The organism is Ruegeria sp. AG1, from assembly GCF_056541705.1.
Genome location: NZ_JBQFYU010000001.1, coordinates 463,864 through 477,970 on the forward strand (window position 1 = coordinate 463,864; position 14,107 = coordinate 477,970).

Annotated in this window: 15 protein-coding genes; 6 read left to right on the forward strand and 9 right to left on the reverse strand. The window is 52.7% G+C overall.

Annotated features, from left to right (window positions below):
* Nucleotides 1-82: 82 nt before the first annotated feature.
* The 4 genes from ACR0B5_RS02310 to ACR0B5_RS02325 all read right to left on the reverse strand — a co-directional run bounded on the left by ACR0B5_RS02310 (nt 83) and on the right by ACR0B5_RS02325 (nt 3,905).
* The gene (locus ACR0B5_RS02310) at nt 83-1,120 is read right to left on the reverse strand and encodes an AraC family transcriptional regulator (protein WP_170342831.1); all 1,038 of its coding nucleotides are present in this window, start codon (nt 1,118-1,120) and stop codon (nt 83-85) included.
* Between the two features lie 775 nt (nt 1,121-1,895).
* On the reverse strand, nt 1,896-2,954 hold the full coding sequence (locus tag ACR0B5_RS02315; RefSeq protein WP_170463847.1) for an adenylate/guanylate cyclase domain-containing protein: 1,059 nt from the start codon (nt 2,952-2,954) through the stop codon (nt 1,896-1,898).
* Nucleotides 2,951-3,340, reverse strand: coding sequence for a DUF1987 domain-containing protein (locus ACR0B5_RS02320; protein WP_058276474.1), 390 nt, complete (start codon nt 3,338-3,340; stop codon nt 2,951-2,953). The genes ACR0B5_RS02315 and ACR0B5_RS02320 overlap by 4 nt, the downstream gene beginning before the upstream one ends.
* 10 nt (nt 3,341-3,350) lie before the next feature.
* Nucleotides 3,351-3,905: a SiaB family protein kinase gene (locus tag ACR0B5_RS02325; RefSeq protein WP_170463849.1), complete on the reverse strand. Its 555-nt coding sequence runs from the start codon at nt 3,903-3,905 to the stop codon at nt 3,351-3,353.
* A gap of 120 nt (nt 3,906-4,025) precedes the next feature.
* Here ACR0B5_RS02325 and ACR0B5_RS02330 point away from each other — a divergent pair, with 120 nt between their 5' ends.
* The 3 genes from ACR0B5_RS02330 to ACR0B5_RS02340 all read left to right on the forward strand — a co-directional run bounded on the left by ACR0B5_RS02330 (nt 4,026) and on the right by ACR0B5_RS02340 (nt 6,381).
* Nucleotides 4,026-4,403, forward strand: coding sequence for a hypothetical protein (locus ACR0B5_RS02330; RefSeq protein ID WP_145974863.1), 378 nt, complete (start codon nt 4,026-4,028; stop codon nt 4,401-4,403).
* Nucleotides 4,404-4,428: 25 nt separating this feature from the next.
* Nucleotides 4,429-5,895, forward strand: coding sequence for a SpoIIE family protein phosphatase (locus ACR0B5_RS02335; RefSeq protein WP_480538142.1), 1,467 nt, complete (start codon nt 4,429-4,431; stop codon nt 5,893-5,895).
* Between the two features lie 138 nt (nt 5,896-6,033).
* Nucleotides 6,034-6,381, forward strand: a complete 348-nt coding sequence (locus ACR0B5_RS02340) for a LysR substrate-binding domain-containing protein (protein WP_480538158.1) — start codon at nt 6,034-6,036, stop codon at nt 6,379-6,381.
* 19 nt (nt 6,382-6,400) lie between these two features.
* Here the strand turns inward: ACR0B5_RS02340 and ACR0B5_RS02345 are convergent, their stop codons facing one another.
* From ACR0B5_RS02345 to ACR0B5_RS02360, 4 genes are all read right to left on the reverse strand, one after another.
* The gene (locus ACR0B5_RS02345; protein WP_480538144.1) at nt 6,401-6,970 is read right to left on the reverse strand and encodes a carboxymuconolactone decarboxylase family protein; all 570 of its coding nucleotides are present in this window, start codon (nt 6,968-6,970) and stop codon (nt 6,401-6,403) included.
* Between the two features lie 137 nt (nt 6,971-7,107).
* On the reverse strand, nt 7,108-7,593 hold the full coding sequence (locus ACR0B5_RS02350) for a YHS domain-containing (seleno)protein (protein ID WP_170463857.1): 486 nt from the start codon (nt 7,591-7,593) through the stop codon (nt 7,108-7,110).
* A gap of 48 nt (nt 7,594-7,641) precedes the next feature.
* Nucleotides 7,642-8,508, reverse strand: a complete 867-nt coding sequence (locus ACR0B5_RS02355) for a cysteine hydrolase family protein (protein ID WP_170463858.1) — start codon at nt 8,506-8,508, stop codon at nt 7,642-7,644.
* Nucleotides 8,509-8,669: 161 nt separating this feature from the next.
* Nucleotides 8,670-9,647, reverse strand: a complete 978-nt coding sequence (locus ACR0B5_RS02360; RefSeq protein WP_237217123.1) for an AraC family transcriptional regulator — start codon at nt 9,645-9,647, stop codon at nt 8,670-8,672.
* Between the two features lie 227 nt (nt 9,648-9,874).
* Here ACR0B5_RS02360 and ACR0B5_RS02365 point away from each other — a divergent pair, with 227 nt between their 5' ends.
* The 3 genes from ACR0B5_RS02365 to ACR0B5_RS02375 all read left to right on the forward strand — a co-directional run bounded on the left by ACR0B5_RS02365 (nt 9,875) and on the right by ACR0B5_RS02375 (nt 12,800).
* Nucleotides 9,875-10,747, forward strand: a complete 873-nt coding sequence (locus ACR0B5_RS02365; RefSeq protein WP_170379994.1) for a bile acid:sodium symporter family protein — start codon at nt 9,875-9,877, stop codon at nt 10,745-10,747.
* Between the two features lie 478 nt (nt 10,748-11,225).
* Nucleotides 11,226-11,798 carry a carboxymuconolactone decarboxylase family protein gene (locus tag ACR0B5_RS02370; RefSeq protein ID WP_170379995.1) on the forward strand — a complete coding sequence of 191 codons (573 nt, stop codon included), beginning with the start codon at nt 11,226-11,228 and terminating at the stop codon, nt 11,796-11,798.
* Nucleotides 11,799-12,020: 222 nt separating this feature from the next.
* Nucleotides 12,021-12,800, forward strand: coding sequence for a methyltransferase domain-containing protein (locus tag ACR0B5_RS02375; protein WP_170379996.1), 780 nt, complete (start codon nt 12,021-12,023; stop codon nt 12,798-12,800).
* Nucleotides 12,801-12,906: 106 nt separating this feature from the next.
* Here the strand turns inward: ACR0B5_RS02375 and ACR0B5_RS02380 are convergent, their stop codons facing one another.
* Nucleotides 12,907-13,707 carry a methyltransferase domain-containing protein gene (locus tag ACR0B5_RS02380; RefSeq protein ID WP_170379997.1) on the reverse strand — a complete coding sequence of 267 codons (801 nt, stop codon included), beginning with the start codon at nt 13,705-13,707 and terminating at the stop codon, nt 12,907-12,909.
* Between the last annotated feature and the right edge of the window lie 400 nt (nt 13,708-14,107).

Sequence of the window (14,107 nt, forward strand, 5' to 3'; positions counted from 1 at the left end):
CAGGGTGGTTCAGGAAGACGGAGAAACGTGAAAGTGCGGGCCTATGATCCGAGCAGTCCGGCCTCTACTCAGATCGTTCGCCCTATGCCAGGGGCGCTTCTGTTGCTGGCTGCTCCCTGAAGTCGCTGGGGGGCTGTCCGTACCATCTTCGGAATGCCGTGCTGAAGGTACTGGCGTCGCTATATCCGAGAAGATAGGCGATCTCGGTGAGCGGAAGCGTGCTGTTGAGCAGATAGTCCCGGGCCAGAGCCTTTCGCAGATTGGCGACGACCGCTGCGAAGCTCGTGCCCTCGTCGGTCAGTCGGCGGGCCAGCGTTCGGGCGCTCATCCCAAGTTCCGCCGCAATTGCGTCCTGCTGGGCCGTGCCGGCTGCAAGACGCGCCGTGATCTGCCTCTCAACAACCCGGGCCACACTGTTGGGTGTCTGCGGCATCCGAGCCAGCGTGTTCTCGCAAATGACCGAAAGCGTCCGCTGCAAGTTGTCGTCGGCCGTCAACAGCGGCACATCCATATCAGCCGCCTTGAAGGCAATGCTGTTCTCCGCGGCACCAAACAGGACATTGCAGCCAAAGAACCTGTCGAGGGCCTCGGTGCCGGTCAGCCGCTGATGCGCGAACCGAACATGCGTCGGACGGATTTGCCGATTGGAGTAGTCCCGCAGGGCGAAGACCGTGCCAACGGCTCCAAACTCGGCATATTGCCCGGTCGGAATGCTTGCTGGCACATCGTAGTGCCAGGTCAGCCGGGTGGTTTCCGGGCCTTCTTCCATGGCCGTCTTGCTCGCGTCACCGATCACGCGCTGAAAACGGGTGATGTTTCGAAGGTAACCGCCAACGGTAGGTGCCGAAACGCCGACATAGGCGAGCAACCCGGCCTTCCTGACCAGGTCCGGCGACTGTGCCAGGCGGTATCCGACAAGGTCGTCCCTGGTCAAAGCGCTCGCCTTTTCAAACAACCAGGCAGTCTTGTCGAAGGACCAGCGAGCATCCGGGTCTTCGAGTTGAGATCTGGTTATCCCGAACTCCTTTCGGATATCCCGCTCGGAAAGGCCTGTTTTCTTCAACTCACCGACAATGATCTGTCCCCAGATTGCGCTGTGTTTTGGAATCTCGGATTTCATTTCTGGTCCGTAGTCTCGGTGTCTGACGTGTTGCGCCACGTTAAGGCCCGTCTGACCTTCTTGCCAGTTGCCAAAGCCAACGTTCGAACAACGCAACGCCCGTTTCGTTCAATACCCGCAGTGCCTTTCACACACTCGCCACCAAGGTAGGCGCGACGTCGGTCGCGAGTAACTCGAGATCCGTGCGGTGTGACACACCGAGTAGCGGCGCACATCGTCCGGGTTGGGCAGCTTGCTTGTTCGCTGTGGCTTTCGAAGCCGCCATTCTCGGCGCGCTACTTAAAAGTCCGCTCTGGGCCGTTCACGAGGGTCTGAGATCGTGCTGCGCTTGCGAAGTGCGGTGCTCGACCAACGACCGCAATGCGCAGATAGCGGCCGTATAGGGGCGCAAGGCGAACGGCGGGAAAGTCCGCATAGCGGTCACTGATGCACTGCGCAGCGAACGTCTGCATCGAGCCCAAATTGACTGATGCTGCGCGAAGCTCCAATGACAGCAATGCGCAGAAAGCGGGCTTTGCAAAGTTTGGCGAACAGCTCTCTTCTGACATCCAAGGGTAGGTCTTTATTCTGCGGTCGCAGATCGAATTGCAGCCGTCCACTGCAAGAGCAATGTATTGGGTTGGGTGAGTTCACAGTCCGCGGGCGAAGCTACCCTTGAGGCAGGTTACATCTAATTCAGATCTATGAACAAAACCGACCTTGTCCACAGCATGGAACAACTCTTGAGTATTCGTGGGAATTTGCCGAGACACGTTCAAACACTGGCTGCGAGACCTCAGTGTTCGTTTTTGCGGAGTGATGCAAGCGCCGTCTTAAGTATCTCTAAGCTTGCAGCGCGTTCTTCTGGTGTCATCGAGCTCGGGTCCAACACCATTTGAAAATTCGGGTTTTCATATACAACTTTTTCTGCGCGCGGTCTCGATTTCTTTTGACCCAAGACGCGGTATGTCATGACAGGTTGAGCCACGCCTTTGACTTGGATAGCACCGACTTCTTCGGTCTCTATTTCGTGGTTCACGTGCGCCCAGGTTTCGTACGAGATGTAAATCTCTCCTTCCTCGGCCTGATGCTCCAACCTTGATGCTACGTTCACAGCGCCGCCGATAATGGTGTAATCCATTCGGTCGTCACTTCCAAAATTCCCAACCGTACAAAAGCCTGTATTGATACCTATACGGCATTGTAAATGTTGCCTTATTCCTTGACGGCTCCATTTTGCCCGCAACTCTGTCAACTTGTCTCGCATTGCAATTGCCATTCTCACGCATGCCATAGCATCTTCCCGCACCCCTTTAGTCTCGGGATCTCCAAAGAAGACAAGGATTGCGTCGCCGATAAACTTATCTATCGTCGCACCGTGGTTCAGAGCGACTTCCGCCATTTCGGTCAGGTAGCTGTTCAGGAGTTCTGTTAAATCTTCCGACTCCATCTGATCCGTAAGCTCTGTGAAGCCGGCGACGTCCGAGAAAAACACTGTCAGCTTTTTTCGCTTACTCGCGAGTTTAACTTCTTGGCGACCGGAAAAGATCGAGTTGTAGACTTGAGGCGATAAGTATTTGGCAAGCTTTCCTGACAATGCCTCAAGCTCTTGGTTTTTTTGGGTAACTTCTTCGGCGGCGATGCGCTGTTTTTCGGCTAATGCATTCAGTTCCCGCTCGTTACGATCACTTAATCGCATCATGCGCCGTGTGGTTCTGAGCAGCTTTCTGTATTCTCCGACAAGGTTTTCAATTGATTTGCGTGCTTCACCATTCGGAAATTGTCCACTGTTTAAAGCTGCTTCCGCGACTTCCAAAGCCTCGTTCTCGCGAACAAAGAGATCGTCGATAGTCATCGATCCAACAACTTTTCCAGTGTGAACTTGGCATGTTTCAGGTCTTCCCCAAACTCCTCCCCAAGTTCTTCCATGGTTTCGTCTTCGGGGTCGTGAAACCAGTAGACGTCAACACTTTTCCCCGCCTCAGCCGCGGAATCCAAAAGCTCCATGATCAACATGATGGCCTTGGCGCTGGACGAATTGAAATAGATGAGTTCAAAGTCAAAACGACATTTGGATATTGAACCATCCGACAACCAACTTTTTAAAGCATCAAACAACGGGTTGTAAAATGTCGTAACATCCTCAGGGTAGGATTCCCCAATCAGTTTGAGGTGGCCAACGTCAAAATCGAACGCCACGGCCGGGGTGCGGTTTGTTGCCGGGATATCAATTTTCTGCATTCGTACCCTCTTAAACCGTCGCTTTGAGTGCGAAGAATGCGTGCTGATCGTCAATCCGCATAAAATCAAACTCGATTGGCTTTGACGCTCGGCGCGCAATTTCAATTAACCCGATACCTGCACTATTGCTGACGGCGTCAGTTTCTGACCGGAGTTGGCCTTTGTACGCAGCCCTAAGTTCCTCACGATTCATGGCGCGTAGTTCGGAAAGTCGTTTTCGCATGTTGTCTACGTCACTCAAAAGGATCAGATTGCCCGCATGAACGACATAGCCGTCGGCCTCGTTTCCTATGGTCACGATGCCGTAACTTATATCCAGTACCTCGGTCTCACCGTCGGCTGGTAGCCGTTCGACTGAATATCTGATCATGTTCTGCATTTGCTCTACGAAAACAGCGAAAACGCTTCGGAGAGTTTTGGTGTCGGCATCTTCAGACACTAATTTCTGCTTTAACGCATCGCCAACACCACTGAGGATACCTTCGGTTACATACCCACTGTATGCAAAGACAACGCCTTGTCGGCGCAGGTTGGCGCGTAGTTCGTAGACTTCGCTTGCAAGCATCTGTTCCCCTTGGTCATGCTTGGGTGGCACCAAGTTCAATTCAGGTCTTAATATCATAAGATACACATTTATGCATTTTTAGTGTATCAATTGTGCAGTGTTGTTAGTGGGGAGGTTAATATGATTAGGCTATTGTGTGTGGTCGCCGTAGTAATATCGTCCGACCCGGCTACAGCGGCCGATATTCCAACTGAGGTCAAGGCAAAGCTCCAATCCGCCATGATTTCGCATGTCGATGGGGTCATGGTCGACGGTTCTTACACGTATCTGGACACGACCACCAACGCGTTTGAAACCGTTTACCCTGCAAATGTTCATCCCATGGTTCTTCTTGCGGGAAATGACTATTTCGTCTGCTCTGAAATGATAACCGAAGATGGCGACACCGTGACCGCAGACTTTCTAGTGCGTGAAGTTTCCGGGGACTACAAAGTTGTACAGATGATCGTCAACAATCGTGGCGCTCTTCAGGCCGCGATGAAGAACATCGGGAACTAGATACCGGACACTATAGAGGCATTTAGTGGGTAAAGTCTGGGCATTCTTGAAGCGCCGAATATTTCTGAAGCATATTCTGGCGACCCTGCTGCTCGGAGGCGTGTTAAATGCCATTGTGCTTCTTTTTTACTATGAATTCAAAAAGAAAGCTCAATCGGATCAGGTTGCCGCAGAGGTTGCAACGATTGCCAATCGTATAGCGCGCCCGTTGGCTGAATTGGTTGAAGTAGGGAATTTTGCGCAAGCAACGAGTCTGCTCGCCGTCTACTCGGGTTTTCCTTACGTTATTTGCGCTGAACAGAGGTTAGAGCGAAGCTTGGAAACACTGGTTTCCTGGCCTGCTATTGGATGCGACAAGATAAATAAATCTGGTCTAGACATCGTCGTTTCTGTTCCTACGGCCGCAGGGCCAGCCACGATGTTGGTCCGAATTGATCAGGAGATCTTGAACAATGAGTTAAAGACAGAAGTAAGTGTTGTGGTCCTTCTTGGAATCCTCGGGGGATTTGCGCTCATCTTAGCAGGCGCTGCTGCATTTTTATGGCTCATCAACAGACCTCTAGGCCAAATGTTGAAAGCCATCGAAAGGTTCGAGCAATACGATGACCCTAAAATTGTCCCATACGAGTCGGAAGATGAGATTGGCAAGGTTGTTCAAAGCTATAACTCAATGCTGGATCGCGAGGTTGAACGTGTCAATGAAATCCGAGAGGCGCACCATCAGATCGTCGCAAGCGTAAACTATGCCACGCGAATTCAGCAGGGTTTGTTGCCTACGACAAGCCAGTGCGAGGAAGCCTTTGCTGATTTCGCTGTCATATGGGAACCACGCGATTTGGTTGGTGGGGATATCTACTGGATCAAAACGGACGGCCCAATTACGACGCTCGCCTTAATTGATTGCACTGGACATGGCGTTCCCGGAGGCTTCATGACGATGCTGGCAATCGCTACACTCGAGCGGCTTTACTTCGAAAATGAAACGCTTAGCCCGTCGCTGGCACTGTCCAAGCTGAGCGATTTGACGCGTGCACTTCTAAATCAGGATACTGCAAACTGGACTTCCAACGACGGCATGGACGCCGCGATTTGCCAGATCGATTCAGCAAAAGGGGTGGCGACGTTTGCAGGTGCGCGTATGTCTCTTTTGGTCAAATCCAAGATCGGCATTGACCGAATCCGAGGTGATAAGCTGAGCATTGGGTATGTGGACACTCCTATTGGTCCAAAATTCTTGGAGCACGAAGTTCAAATAGATCAAATCACAGATTTTTTTGTTTCAACTGATGGGTTGATTGACCAATTAGGTGGAGAAAAACGCTTAGCTTTTGGTTTTCAAAGAATTGTATCTGTATTTGAACAGGAAGAGTGGTCGTGTTCGGAAGATCTATTGTCGGCTATTCACAGCGCTTTTCAAGATTATAGTACGAATGAAGAACGTTTGGATGACTTAACCATGATTGCTTTTCGCACTGCTCGAAATACAGATTAAGGTGTGTTTGTGAGGTGCGACGCCCTCCGCTTATCCGTAAACGTTGATGTCTACTCCTGTACTATCTAAGGCTTTGTTAGGCGTTATTAAAACTGAGGTGACATTGATTTTTCCCCGCTGAACAGACGCTACAGTGGACTGAATGCATCGGCCCAATGGCATTTTCAACGGGGCAGAAAGACTGTCACCAAACGCATGAGCACACGCATCAGCATGAACACAAATGACGCTGTGATCGAGTTGGCCTTGCAAGGTCATGGTGTCGGGCGGCTTCTGTCCGATCAAGTCGCACCCTACATTGCAGATGGGCGGCTCAAGACTGTTCTAAAGTCGTATGAACCACCCGAAGTCCCCATCCATCTTGTGCATCAAGAGGGACGATCCGTGTCTGCGAAGGTGCGCACCTTTGTTGACTTTGCTGTCGGACGTCTAAAATCACATCCCCTTCTTGTCGGGAATCAAACACAGGTCCAAAAGCAAGATTAACAAATGGGCGGGCGTCGCGCTATTCAGCCACTGCCGCGACCGAGGCGATCCATGCATTTGGCACAAAGGCATCATCCAACGCGGTGTCCGCCACATGGTTCGTATAGTTCGACAGGGTTTTCAACGCTGTGCCGAGGATGACTTCCAGCATAGATTGGCGTGTGTAACCAGCCGTCAGAAACGCCTCGACCTGTGCGTCGCTGGGCCAGCCTCGGCTTTCGTTGATCACGATGGCGAATTTGCGCAGTGCTTCCAATTTGGGGTCGGCGATAGGGCTGCCATCACGTAACGCTGCGATCACGTCTTCAGGGACACCGGCCATCAGTGAAAGAGTGGTATGGGCGGCCATGCAGTACTTGCACCCATTCAACCGGTTATTAGTCATAAGGATGATCTGGCGCTCAGTCTCTGACAGGCTGGTCTTTCCAAAGATGCTGGAAAGTGTCGTATAGCCTTCCAAAATTGCGGGCGCTTCGGCCATGGCCGCATAAAGGTTGGGCACAAAACCATATCCTTTCAGCGATGCTTCCAGAATTGGTTTCGCGACATCAGGGGCTGAGGCGATTGTATATGTCTCAAAATCAGTCATGTCTGGTTTCCTTTGGGAAGAGTTTTCGACACACGCGAATTGTCATTGCGGACAGGGTGTCTTGGAGAAATGCCGGCCTTTTGGGGAGGGGAGAGGCAGCGGTGGCTCCGACCGGCAAAAGCCACCAAATTCCTCGATCAAAGGCTGCCGACAGGAGTGTTGTGGATGTCTGCCCACTTGGCATGGGCGCCTTGGATCACGGTCTCTTTGTCCTCAAGGTACTTCTTGAAGATTTCCTCGTTCACAAAGAGATAGAGCTTGTCGTCCACGATATCGGCATACCGAACATCGCCATCAAGCTTCTTGCCTACATAGACGCCAAAGGCGCAGAACCCGCCGAATTGAGGCAGATGTGCCGTCGGATCCGCCTCGAATGTGGCTTTCGCTGCCTGCGACGCAAAATAGTAGTCCACTCCATCATGGGCTGATGTAAAAGTGGCGTTGCCCATTTCGGGTATTTCGGCTTCAAACATCGATACAGGATCGACGCCATGCATGCCTAGGGGCTGCCCAGTCAAGGTAAGACTGTTCGAAACGTTGTATTCATCGTCAGCCAATGCCGCCGCCGCCAGGGCGAGAGTCAACGCTGTTGTAAGCGCGGGAAATTTAAAGATGCGTGTCATGATATGTCCTTTCAGGATGCTAGGATCAAATTTGAAGATCGATTTGGGTCAGGCCGATTGGCCAATGCGCTCAACCGCGTCGTCGGTCCACCAGACGCCGTTGGCGACCATGCGGAAGTTGATGACGGCGGCGAGATACCCGTCACCTTCAGGCACCTTGGCCCCGGCTGTGGCATCGCGAACGACAGCGACTTCGTAGCCCAGCTCCAGCAACTCGTAGAGATGCGCCTGCGTACACAGGTTCGCCGACATCCCCGCGAGGATCACCTTGTCGATCTTGCGTTTACGCAATTGCAGGTTCAGGTCATTCTGAGCAGGGCTGTAAACCTTGTGTGGCGAGCAAATGATGGTTTCGCCATCCTCGATGTACTTCTTGTATTGCGGCATCCAGTCGGCACCTGAGCCCTCGAAGTTGTCCAAATTGAGCGGTCCCAGGCGGTCAAACATGCCGATGCTGTGCATCGTGGCTTCCAGAGTGCCCTCGAACTCCCATTTGTGGTCATGTGGGTAGTAATAGTGGGGCGAGATGAAGACCGGCATCCCCGCAGCCTTGGCGGCAATGAAAAGCCGTTCGATATTGTCGACCGTGCCCTGTTCGGTCACGCTTTCGCCAACGACACCCCACGTCACACCGTCCTCTGACAAAAAATCAATCTGGGGGTCGGTCACCACAAGCGCAGTACGCCCCGGCTCGATGGTCATGTCGATTTGGGGAAGGCCTGGATTTTCCGGGTCAGCATAGTAGGCGCGTGCTTCGTCGGTCGCGGCAAGGGCCTGCCCGCCAGCCACTATTGTTGTACCTGCCGCGGCCGCACCGGCGGCTTGTTGCAAGAGTCGCCGGCGCGCCATATCAACGCGTTCGGGCGTGACGTCGCAAGCGCAGCTTGCTCCATGTTTGTGGTCATGATTGCTCATTGCAAATTTCCTTTGTCTGAGAGGGGCAATTGGGTTTGCTTTACTCGGCAGCGCCCCAGGTGGATCTGACAAAGAAGAAGTTATGCACCACATCGATTGAGGTATCGGCCCGCCCTGCCAAGGTTTTGGCCGAACCTGCCATGTGGTCTTGAGGTGTGTGCCTAGTCGGAGGTCGCTTGCTGCCTGAATCGTGCCGGAGCCTGGCCAACCCAGCGCTTGAAGGCGCGGCTGAACGTGCTCTGTTCCGAAAACCCGGTCATAAAGGCGATCTCGGCTATGGAAGCCTTACCGTCACGGAGCAGGTCACGAGCGAGTGCAACTTGTGCCTGACCAAGAACGTCGCGATAGGTCAGCCCTTCTTCGGCCAACCTGCGGTAAAGAGTGCGCTCGCTCATTCCCATCTCTTGGGCGACATGCGCCGCCTGCGGTGCGCCGTTACTTAGGGCTGGCGTAAGCCGGTGGACAATTGCTTGGCTCAGTGAGGTGTCGTCATCGCGAGAGTTGAACTCCTCATCCAGGTGCTTCGTCATGAAATCTGACAAGCCCGGATCGCCAAGACGATTTTCGCTTTCCAGCATAGCAGGGCGCATAGCAATGGCGTTGTGGTCAGTACCAAATTGCACGGGACAAGCAAAATGCTGGGCGTAACGTTCATGCTCTTGTCGGCACGCATGTTTGAACGCGACATATTCGAGCGACAATCCAGCACCCACAAACCGATACATATTCCGTGCAAAGGCGGCAAGCGCGCATTCGTTGCGCAATTCCAAGGCGGCGCGATGTGGCGTTTGCCCTTCAAATATCCAAAGGACCGGATCGCCGGTTTCGTCAAGTCTGTAAACTGCGGTGTCCGTGACGAGACGAAAATAACGTTCAATCCGTTGCAAAGATTCCCGCAAGGTGGGAGCTGTCTTTACAGCCAGGCCAAGGACGCCGAGATCATCGGTCGCAATCGCGTTCGCATAGGCCTCAACCAACGCAACCTCATCCGCTTGTTGCGCACGAATCCAATCTATCAAATCGAAATACGCATCATCCGCCAATTGGCCGTCTTGAGCTTCTGGTAAACGCAGCACGACAGCGCCATTCGAAATCAGGGCGCCATCGTCGTTCAGCGTCATCCCGGCGGCGTTGGCCATCGCGCGGGCGAATGCGTAAGTTACACTTGCCATACAGTGAGATTAGCACTGGAATGCTCTTTCACACCAGATCGTCCCACCCAGTGATAGGTATAATAAATAAAGACAGCCTCGATCTTCGGGCGCTTGAGGATAAATGCGCCAAACTGATAAAACTCGTCATCAGGTTTTCTGAACGGTATCGTCCGAAAGCGTGAAGAAGCATGCAGTCATAGAGGTCATGGTAGATGGGCGAAATTTTTATATCTGTGCTGCTGCCGCTCGCAGTTGTTGTCATCATGTTCTGCCTTGGCCTCGGACTCACAGCGGCTGACTTTCAACGCATCGGACGACGTCCACGTGCCTTTTGCGTCGGGGCTCTCAACCAGATCATTTTGCTGCCTTGCATCGCTTTGATGGTGATCTTTATCTTTGGGATTTCCACCGAGACAGCCGTTGGCATTATGATTTTAGCGGCCTGTCCGGGCGGGGCGATCAGTAACATCGTAACCAAGCTTTCGAATTGGGATGTTGCTTTGTCCGTTACTCTTACAGCAGTCTTCAGTCTGACTTGTGTCGTTACCGTACCGCTTATCCTGGGGTTTTCGATGCAGATGTTCATGGGGGCAACTGCGCCCGCCATCGACATCTCTTCGACGGCTTTAGCAATGTTTTTTTTAACAGCTTCTCCAATCCTAGTCGGGGTGACCGCGCGGTCATTGGCGCCGCGTATTGTAGCCGCTGTCGAACCAGTCTTTAGCAAGGTCTCTATGCTACTTTTTGCGCTGGTCATTGGAGGCGCGATCATTTCAAACTGGGTGGTGGTCGCGGATAACTTCCTTAGGCTTGGACCCGCACTTTTGGTTGTAGGTGCGTCACTCACGTTTATTGGCATCATGAGTTCAGGGATGCTCGGATGCACAGACATCGAGGCGAAGACGATTTCAATTGAGACCGGCGTTCAAAACGGAGCTTTGGGGATCGCAATTGCCACCTTGCTGTTGCCTAACACCAATGGGTTAAGCGAATATGCCATCCCATCCGCAATTTATAGCGTGGTCTGGATCGTAACAATGTTGCCTGTGTTCGCTTTCCTTGCGCGAAGAAGCCCAATTTTATGATCCTGACGCCTATTTGCCAGCTCTGATTATGGGCTGGGCCAAGTCCCTTAGTTTCCATGCCGGAGCGCCATCTGGTCAAAGAGCGATCAAGGAGCTCCCAAGCCCTCTGTGGAACGGCCGCTTTGGCGATTTTCCCTGTTGGAGGGGAAAACTGTTGCCGCCAGTGCGGTGGATCCTGCGTCAGCGAAGGTGTAGACTCCAAGGTCAGTTTTGTCCGCAAGGCAGAAGTCACCACGCTTGGATGTGAAGCCCCGGTTTTGAGCTCAATCCATCCTTTGAAGACTTACGAGAACGGCTCAAATGAAATTGCCTTTAACCAAACGACGAACTTGCTGGGGTCTCGTTAGGCAAACCTGCCGTTCGTAGTGTTCCAACGGAAATTCTGTGCGGAACCCGGATTTGCGTTAAGGTTGCGTACACATCGTTGCTTCCTCATTTTGAGACGAAGTGATCCAAAGCAAGATTGAAAGAGAATTGAATGAAACGCCTGTTTCCATCTCTGCCCGAGAACGCGACACTGGGAAGTGTTTATCAAGCCTTTCCGGACAAGCTTTCTCCGCTTTGTGCGTACGAAAGCTTGGTGATGAGAGGAGAGAGCGACCTATCGGTTGCCCAACGTGAATTGATTGCAGCCTATGTCTCGGGCTTGAATGCTTGTGCGTATTGCCATGGCGCACACATCGTTTTCGCCAAAGCCTACGGCATTGAGGTCGAGACAATCGAGGCACTGATGGAAGACCGCGATACGGCACCAATCGAAGACCATCTCCAACCGTTACTGGCATACATTGAAAAGCTCACCGTCTCGCCATCGCGAATGACAGAAGCCGACGCAAATGCGGTCTACGCGGCAGGCTGGTCAGAGAGCGCGCTGTTCGATGCTATCCAGGTCTGTGGTGTCTTTAATCTCGTGAACCGTTTCATAGAAGGAACCGGTGTCCAGAGCCCTGGCAACGACCCAAGACAAGCAGACGAAGCCACTTTGGATCGATACCGCAGCGACACTTTCTATACCGATTTCGGACGAGAGAACGGCCTCGACATCCCTTGAATTGATGTTGCTCGAACTTTCGAACGACGACAAAAAGCTGGCCCGATATCGCGGCAGAAGCGGCCTTATCTCCCGAGGTTAACCAATACGTCGATACCAGTCGGCGCATTCATTTATTGTTGGTGGATCCATGCTCAAAACTCAACGATCCATCCTGCTTTTCTTAGATAACCCAATTTCTGATAAGTTTTGGAGACTTGTGGTCTTTGTAAGGGGAGCGAGTTGCTTAAATTTGACGCTGAAACAACGAAATTACTTGAAATCGCCTATCAAGGCGCAGAACTGACGCGGCGAAGACAGGCTTCATTTGATGCGCTGTGCCCGGCTCCTGGTGAAACTATTTTGGACATCGGTTGTGGCAACGGGATGTTAACAGTTGAGTTGGCCCGGGCAGTTGGCTCGGATGGCTATGTCATCGGGATCGACCCAAGCGCTGACATGACGGCAGCTGCTAGAGAACGGTGCAGCGACTACGCAAACGTGGAGTTTCGTGCTGGTGCCGCAAATAGCTTGCCCATTGAGGATGAGAGTGCTGACAAGGCCGTCTCGGTACAGGTCTTTGAGTACATCGAAGACGTAGACGGTGCGTTGGCTGACACGCTGCGGTGCGTCAAACCCGGCGGGCGCCTCGTCATCAGCGATCTACACTTTGGCAGCTTGATCTGGTTCAGCGATGAGCCCGACAGAATGCAAAAGATGCTGACTTCCTGGAACCAGCACTTTGTGAGTGGTTCCCTCCCGGAAAGACTGCCCGCACTGATCAAAGCGCGTGGCGACCATGTGGAAGATGTATTGTCGTTCACAATGACAGATCACCAGTTAAAGCCTGATGGCCTCGCAATCATGATGATGCACCTCATGAAGCAATACGCTGTTGCAAATGATCATGTTGATCCCGCTTTTGCACTATCGTGGTTTGACGAACAGTTCAGCCTTGCAAAAGTTGGGCGCTTCTTCTTTTCGATGACCCAATTTATCGTCGTGGTGCGCAAAAAGGATTGATCGTTCTACAACGCGCCCCTTGACCTCGGCTGCGCTCGCTAAACCATCTTATGGAGCAGGGTTGGTGGCTGGCTGTTGTCTACCGTCGCAACTCGAATGCCAAGAGTTAGGGCCGCCTCGAAATCAGTGTTGCAAATACCTGATAGCCAAAAAGTGTGCGCTCTCTTGCTCGACGGCGATACTCGGCGACCAATCCATTGTGCAGATCCTCTCCAATTTCACCGCGTTTCATTAGCACCTTTCCAGTCTCTTCGACCCAAGGGAGCATTTGGTCGTTGTCCAGAATGCTTCTGCTTTGAAGACTGAAGTCTTCAACTGTGAACCCCGCATTGGAGGCCAGGCCGCGCAGCTTGGCGACAACAAATGGGTCGGTCACGAACTCGTTCACAAATATCTTGGCGCAGGCGCCCAGGGGATCGTTCGGCATGTTTCCCAGTGACGCTTTCGAAAAGTCAGCGTCACACACTACGAGACACCCCCCCGACCGAAGGACGCGCCCTGCTTCGGCTAAAAGAGGTGCCGGATCTTCCACATGGGTAAGCACTGTGTGCATTATCACGTTATCAACTGAGCCATCATCCAGGGGAAGCGACGCTCCTCCTGCGACCTCAAACTCCACATTGTCGTGGCCCCCAACCCGCGCCCTTGCTTCGGTCACAAAGCCTACAGACGGCTCGAAACCAATAACACGCGCGGGTTTGGCCTTCTCCGCAATGCGGCGCGTGACAGCTCCTGCACCGCATCCGACTTCAATCGTTAGGCTATCTTTCGCAAACAAAAGTTTGGCCAGATAGTCTGAAACGATCTTTTCCATTGTGGGGTCGGCCTGACGCGCGTCCATCGAGTCGGCAAATGCGGAAATGAACTCCGCTCCCGCAGCATCTACATCTTGAAACGGATCAGCCATCCCCACCAGCCTCCAATACTGCTCAGTATTCTCTACCAAAAATCCTAGCATCACCTGAATCAAGCACAAGCCGTGCCGAAATGCTTAACTTGGGGCAAATAGGAGGTTTATGCCAAGGGCAAGGAGCTTCAGTAAAAAGCCCTGAGCGAACCTCGTATTCAGGCAGTTGGAGTAGAGGGCCGCATCATCTATCGTCGAACGCATGTCGAACAAGGGGCAACAGTTGCAACGAAGGTTGGCGGCAATTCTAGCCGCGGATGTCGTTGGGTATTCGGCGCTTATGCACCAAGATGAAAGCTGACGATGTCACAGGAACACTGGAAGACGCTTTGGCTGCATCAGGTTGTGACAGTGTCACCGTTGCCCACAAGCCCCGGCTGCTCAGCGACAACGGCAGCAG

Coding starts and splice junctions, on each gene's coding strand:
- ACR0B5_RS02380 (WP_170379997.1), bottom strand. CDS start 13,707: ATGGCTGATCCGTTTCAAGATGTAGATGCTGCGGGAGCGGAGTTCATT.
- ACR0B5_RS02325 (WP_170463849.1), bottom strand. CDS start 3,905: ATGCTTGCAAGCGAAGTCTACGAACTACGCGCCAACCTGCGCCGACAA.
- ACR0B5_RS02345 (WP_480538144.1), bottom strand. CDS start 6,970: ATGACTGATTTTGAGACATATACAATCGCCTCAGCCCCTGATGTCGCG.
- ACR0B5_RS02370 (WP_170379995.1), top strand. CDS start 11,226: ATGAAACGCCTGTTTCCATCTCTGCCCGAGAACGCGACACTGGGAAGT.
- ACR0B5_RS02365 (WP_170379994.1), top strand. CDS start 9,875: ATGGGCGAAATTTTTATATCTGTGCTGCTGCCGCTCGCAGTTGTTGTC.
- ACR0B5_RS02320 (WP_058276474.1), bottom strand. CDS start 3,340: ATGCAGAAAATTGATATCCCGGCAACAAACCGCACCCCGGCCGTGGCG.
- ACR0B5_RS02330 (WP_145974863.1), top strand. CDS start 4,026: ATGATTAGGCTATTGTGTGTGGTCGCCGTAGTAATATCGTCCGACCCG.
- ACR0B5_RS02350 (WP_170463857.1), bottom strand. CDS start 7,593: ATGACACGCATCTTTAAATTTCCCGCGCTTACAACAGCGTTGACTCTC.
- ACR0B5_RS02310 (WP_170342831.1), bottom strand. CDS start 1,120: ATGAAATCCGAGATTCCAAAACACAGCGCAATCTGGGGACAGATCATT.
- ACR0B5_RS02360 (WP_237217123.1), bottom strand. CDS start 9,647: ATGGCCAACGCCGCCGGGATGACGCTGAACGACGATGGCGCCCTGATT.
- ACR0B5_RS02355 (WP_170463858.1), bottom strand. CDS start 8,508: ATGAGCAATCATGACCACAAACATGGAGCAAGCTGCGCTTGCGACGTC.
- ACR0B5_RS02315 (WP_170463847.1), bottom strand. CDS start 2,954: ATGACTATCGACGATCTCTTTGTTCGCGAGAACGAGGCTTTGGAAGTC.